The 6,520-nt window shown below is 36.7% G+C and carries 2 protein-coding genes and 1 pseudogene; 1 reads left to right on the top strand and 2 read right to left on the bottom strand.

Annotation, left to right across the window (positions count from 1 at the left end):
- Window positions 1-1,380: 1,380 nt before the first annotated feature.
- Window positions 1,381-2,067, bottom strand: coding sequence for a DUF4143 domain-containing protein (locus tag WA352_RS21095; protein WP_336143836.1), 687 nt, complete (start codon window positions 2,065-2,067; stop codon window positions 1,381-1,383).
- 51 nt (window positions 2,068-2,118) lie between these two features.
- Window positions 2,119-2,634 (bottom strand): annotated as a pseudogene (locus tag WA352_RS21090) (ATP-binding protein); the annotation flags it as partial.
- 285 nt (window positions 2,635-2,919) lie between these two features.
- Between WA352_RS21090 and WA352_RS21085 the strand changes: the two are divergent.
- The gene (locus WA352_RS21085; protein ID WP_336143835.1) at window positions 2,920-6,516 is read left to right on the top strand and encodes a hypothetical protein; all 3,597 of its coding nucleotides are present in this window, start codon (window positions 2,920-2,922) and stop codon (window positions 6,514-6,516) included.
- The last annotated feature ends 4 nt before the right edge of the window (window positions 6,517-6,520 follow it).

Here is a 6,520-nt window from a genome sequence, read left to right as displayed (position 1 = left end):
AATTCCTAGGCCATTCGCTGGAACCAAGTGCCATTTAGAGTGATTTAAGTGCCATTAAGCTCCACTTATTTGACAAATTAAGCCATAATCATTCCATTCCGAGGCAACTAACATGCAAAAACAGGGCATATGCAGGCAACTCTGTGCCATTCTCTGCCATTTTTTATTTTAAAATTAAAAGAATTTTAGAAGAATTTAATTGATCTAGTAGTTTTAAAAAATAATTAACAAATAGTCATCAAGATTTTATGATTTAAATCAAAATTTGATAAAATTAACTGATTAAAAATTCAATAATAATCCTTATTAATCTCTGTGATGTAATGAATTTGTTATATTTTATTACATTGAATTTAAAATTAAAAAACAAAATACTTGTTTTTATTTATTTTAAATTATTTATATTAAAAATTGCAATTATTTAACCATAAAATTTAAGATTGGTTTGAAACATACACAGAGCGTGCTTGTAACTGTCGGTAGATTTTCTTGTAACTGTCGTCTAAAAAATCAACAAATAACATGTAACTGTCGATAGAATTTCTTGTAACTGTCATCCAAAAAAGTCAACAAATAACATGTAACTGTCGTTTTTCATTTCTGTAACACTACATAAAATAGGTCTGAAACATACACTTTTTTGCTCTGATTTGATGTTGTAACAGTAATCTTAGCTCTTTTTTCTTTATTTCGGTCCAATTTGTCACATCCAATTCATAGATTTTCCTTCATTTGCAGATAGAACAGCTAATTTTATGCTTAAGAGTAAGAAATATTTTAAAAGGATGATTTGTTCTAGCTTCATTTAAAAACTGTAGTGTTGTTAGATGAAGTTAAACTACAGATATTAATATAATCGGTGCATGTTTATGTTTTTAATAGTAATTTAACCTTAATTATTAAAAAGTCTAATATAACCAAAAGATAAGGTTGTAGTTCATGGTTTATAATTAATAATATAAAAATAATTATTAAGTTCTCTGTATTAAGTTTTTTAAATTAAAATATAAATGATTATAGATAATTAAATTTATTAAAAATTTACCTTATTATTTGAATAGTGAGGATTATAACAATTATTGAATTTGATTAAAAAACAAACACCAACTTTTAAGAAATGAATTGCGAAATTGATGAGAACAATGCAAACGTGAGACTTATGAAAACTCAAGCTTGTATTTAACAGCATGAGAAGGGTGTGTTTTGCTTTTAAAGTCGTATGCGCTGATTTAAAAGAGTGTAGTAAGTTACTACCCAAGTAGTGAAGGAAATTAAGTCCACTTTTCAAGCTGACATATCCCATTCCTTACCAAACTCAATCGATGATTATTAATAAAGTTTTTTTGTGTAGGGCTTGGTGCATTTAGACTATAAAAGAAGTTATCCCAACCTTAAAGGCAAAAACTGTGTGAAGTACAAGGGCATCACAATATTGGTTTGCTCTAGCATCGAAGAGCCTTGTGTTCCAGTTAATTTGAATGTTTTGCTTGGTGAACACTTTTCAATGTAAGACGTTAGTGATTTAGCACGCGTGCGTTTACCGCTTTTGACTTCAATTGGGACGATATCCCCTTCATCAGTTGCCAGAATAAATTCAATTTCAGCACGGGCATCATTCCATGAGTAACTCGGGTCAATATTGATAGCGGTGAGTTCTTGCTGAACAAAGTTTTCTGCTACATATCCCTTGTACTCATAGCTTTGTTGTTTGATCTCCTTATAACTACTGCCCAGCATATGATTGAGTAGACCCACATCAAATAGAAACAGTTTGACCATATTTTCTTTTTTATAGTCTGCCAGAGGAGATTTCGGTTGCCCTTCAATGAGATAATTCGCCAAGGCTAAACGACAACACTTTAACCAATGGATTGCGGTTTCAAAATCGCTATAACGCGATTTACGCTCATGAACATTTTTAAATTTGAAGCGTTTAACGGACTCATCGGAAACCTGTGATAGTTGTGATGGAATGCTATTAAATACAGATTCAATTAGTTTCGCATTGACCTTACCCGCGTATTTACCAAAGTCACGGCGGTAACCTTCGACTAAATCAGCATGAATTTTGGATACTTTTTCAATGTGTTCTAAAATGCTCGACTCTTTATACTGATACTAAGAAGCAACTGCCTTAGGCATACCTCCAGTGAAAAAATAGTCCGTTAGCTTGTCCATCAATTTAGAATGTACGGCTGGAGTGTTTGTCTGGTTATCAAAGGCTTTAATCAGAGCTTGCTCCCCAGAAGCATGTATAAACTCTCGGAAGGTTAATGGGCGTAAATTGAATTGTTCTACATTGCCAACAGGAAAGGTGTTTAACAAACCAATGTTCGAGCCACTGGCAGCTACAAAATAGGATGGAGCTTTCTCGGCAAAATATTTTAATGAGGTAACAGCATGTTCACACTCGCCAATCTCATCCAAGATCAGCAAATCGGTTTTTGGATTAAATATTTGGTTTGTCAGCAGCTCAATATTCATCAACAGTTCTTCAGGTGGCAGGGCACCCTCGAATGCTTTTTTGTAAGTCGGATTTTCAAGAAAGTCGATACGAAGGATGTTGGCAAAGGTATTGCCAAACAACTCTTGCATTAAGAAGGTTTTGCCTGTTTGCCTAGCACCATCTATTAATAAGGGCTTACGCGAGGGTAGATTTTTTCAAGCCATTAAAGTGTGCATTCTGCTTTTAATGTACAGCACTTTAGTCAATCTATCTTGACGATGACGAAGTTCGGACAGATGTTTCTTATGCTTGGTAACCCCCTAAAAATATGATTTATTACATGAAAAGAATAATAAAAAGTGAACTATGATTTACTTTATGGCATTTAAAAAATACTATAAAAGGACGATAGGGGATTTACGCTTCATAAAAATGTAGAGCCTTAAGTGCCAACTTTGTCATGGATAATTATAATGAATACCTATAACACAGGTTCAAGTACTGAACTTAGTACTCTTGCTCCAAAAATAATGCTCACACCATTATTAAATGCGATGGTCAGTACGCTGAAAGAACAACAATCGAAATCCTTCTTTTATTACGGCGGTCCAAATAATGCTTTGAATTTTGATGCTTCAGCTTTTGTTGCTGCAGTATTTAAAAAAATTGGGTCTAAGAAAGAAGCTAAGCCGATTTATAACATCATCAAAGATATTCAGCTGCTCCCACATGAATCTAAATTACGTATTAGCACCTTATTTGATAAAGAGTCTGAGATTAAAACTGCCGAAGCTTACCGTGAGTTTGATCTTGCTATGGCAGAAACAGTCAATCAGCTGATTATGGATGCACCAAATGGTTTTAATCTCCAAAATCTGGATCAGGTGTTGGGGAATTATCAAGAGGTTGTTAAGAATCCGAATAGTAATAGAAAGCACAATGCTGTACCAATCAAGATCCAAGGTGAAGCAAGAATTCTTCCATTGCAATATACCAGCGATCTGAAGGTTAAGAATGGCTTGCTACGCTTGTTTACTGTGACTGAGGAACTGGAAGCGCCTAACTGGGTTAATGAGGTCTGCACGGCGATTAAAACTATTGTCAAGCTGTCTTATCCAGTAGATGAGAAGATATCTCCAGATGCAATGGATTTCATGGAGGGAATTTTAAGTGATGTTATTGCAACAGAGAACAATGACATCCAAAATCTACTCACCTTTGTAGAAACACAGGCTTTATCACGAGCTCGGACTAAAAACTGCTTTAAGATCATGGAAATCATTGCTGACTATATCGAGAGCAATGAAAAAAATGAGTATAAGCGTACTGCTGCTGTTTCCTACATTCGTAAAGCTAAGGCATTTTTTGAGATTTTTGGCGAGCGAGTCATGCCGTGGAATACGGAGACTACTGACATAGAAAATAATTTTATTTTGAATGTCGGAGCCATCTATGGCGCAGTTGGTGCATTAGACTTGAACTATCAATTGGGCTATGTCCGTGCCACGGAAGCTTTGCCTATCTGGGTTCGCCCTAATGTTGAAATGAATGATATTCGTGCTCAAGATGAAAAAGGGCTTTCAATTAAACGTGAAGTAACTTATGCCTTTCGAGTGAATGGAGAGTTCGCACAAGAAGAAAAGAGCAGTAGATTCAATTCCAGACTGTTGATTAATAATAAAAAGTGTACTGAACTACCAAATTCTGCAGGCTCGATGTTAACAGCCTATGAATCTCGCCTAATCAGCATCAACGAAGCGTTGTTGCTTTCGAATATCGTCAATGAAAAAAATGAGATGATAGACGAGCCGATCTTGGTTGCCGAATGTCAGGAGCGTGTCTGTAAGAACGAATTGTTTCAACTGATTATGCTTTACTTTGTATTATCGGATGACCTTAAAATTGAAGCATTTAAAGAAAAATTCGCTTTATTGGCAGATATGCTAAAGCAACCTGAGAAAATGCGTACAACCCTATCGGCAATTTTGAATCAGCGATTAAATACCGATACGATGCATAGAAAGGTTAAAGCTATCACTGACACAATTAAGAAAGCACTAAATGATAGCTGTGAACTAATCATGCAAGAGATGGATAAGGATTCTAGTCTCAAAACCAAAATTTTTGTGCAGCCAAACATTGTGAATCTGGACGTGTTTAAGCCCTCCATTTTTGGTGATGATGTTGAACAATATTCCAGTATTTTTCATGGGGAGAATAACAATTTCTATGACTACATCATGATCGTAGATGGTAGTCGTAAGAAGATGGCTCGTATGGGTGAGGACGAGACGCAGCGGATGAATCAGTATGCTCGAAAGGCACTGAGTGAACTTGAGTTTAAGTCAACTTTAAAGGTGAAGACGCTCGTTCCATTGGAGAATACTAATCCAGATTTGTCCCAATTTACTGTCCAGCGTGATTTATCAGCACCGTGTCTTCCTGTGGTTATGGTTCCAACAAAACGTAAGCAACCGAATGAAGCACCGTATATGTATCACCATGAAAGTCTACATTATGATGATTTTCTCTCGCTTAATCGGGTAATGATTCATTATCGAACTCAACTGTTCAGACTAAGTGATTTGAAAGGGGGAGCAGATAATCTTTGTTTGGATGAAACTGAAAATGGCTTGATTATGAGTAGTACCTGTTTTTCGATGATCATGCATTCCTTTTTAAAGCATTTGATAAAAGCAGTGAAGGTCAAAAATGGGTTAGAACAGCGAATTTATATTCCTTTTCTTCGGATTGATTCAGTAGATGAACATGAAAATGAGGAAAATGCTCGCAATTACGGTAGCCGTAAAGCCAATCAAAAAGGCGGTTTTAATCCAGAAAGTAAACGTGCCTATGCAACGGCGTATTCATTGGAAAAGCTGCTGAACAATGAGGATTCGATTTTCAAAGTCCAAGGTCTTAAATACAATCCAGATCCGAGAATCTATACAAGTGCTCAAGGGGACAGGTTGTGCTCACCAGTCAATCTAAAAATGGACCGTACTATTTCATACCGTATCTCGGCAGCGATTGAAGCACTTTCTGGTTATTCGGAAGTGATTGTCCCATTCGAAGGCACTAAAGATCGAGTAGCTTGTATTAGCTATAACTCCCGCCCTGAAAATGATGTTGAATTCAAATACCAAACGCAAAAGGATTTGCTGACGTTAAAGCCAGACTATAGTTACATTTGCTATGTCTACGGTTTGGAGCGTATCAACGATAAGCAAGGGAGACTGGTATTGAAGAAAATAAGTCATGCACCTGTGATGCAAGACAATTTACGCACTTCAAAAGCACTACACCGTATTTTGGAAGGTCTTCAGTCTGAAGGGTATAAGGATGTTGTGTTGTTATCTCATCACTTTGCTCAGCGTAAAATTGGTAAAACAGAAAGCAACAATAATATTCATGAAAGCGAAAGTGCCTTAGATCAGCTGGATCAACTTTTCCCAGAGTTGAATTTCTATCCATGCCAATCTGACACGATCCCAGCGCTCAACATCAAACAACGTGAAATTGGTTCGTTATGTGAAGTACCACATCACCAGCACCATACTGCCAGTGCCAATTGCTCTATCCATAAGCAATCACTGTCGATCCTGAGTATAGCGACTATGAAAACTGTGGGGGCTCGCACTCAGAATGGTATTTGCTCATATTTCTATATGCTCACCAGTCAGGAACACTCTATTCATAATGATAAACGGACTAAGCTTCATGCCAAAGTGATTGATACCCAAGACACCAATGAGATGAAAGCGATTCGGTCAGTCCTTCGTGGGGTTCATTATTATGAGTCAGAACGACCGAGTGGGACAGAACGTGCGGAGAAGAAATTCTATAACCCAATTTTGCAACCTTCCCATATTCGTGGCACAACCGGGATACAAGAGCTGGGTGAGATTATCGTTTCCAAGCGCCAGACCAAAGGTGAAGTACTGATGAGCTTGCCTGCAATGATTGGTAAGCTTGAAGAATACATCATTGAGAAAAAGGAACTCGAAGCCGAATTTCCTGTCGAAGAAGTTCCAGTTGAAGACTCTACCACTTCGCAAAATACGGAGTAAGTGC

This window comes from Acinetobacter sp. 102, from assembly GCF_037028485.1.
Classification (GTDB): Bacteria; Pseudomonadota; Gammaproteobacteria; order Pseudomonadales; family Moraxellaceae; genus Acinetobacter; species Acinetobacter higginsii.
Note: the sequence above shows the minus strand (reverse complement) of the source record. Positions and strands in the feature narration are given on the sequence as shown.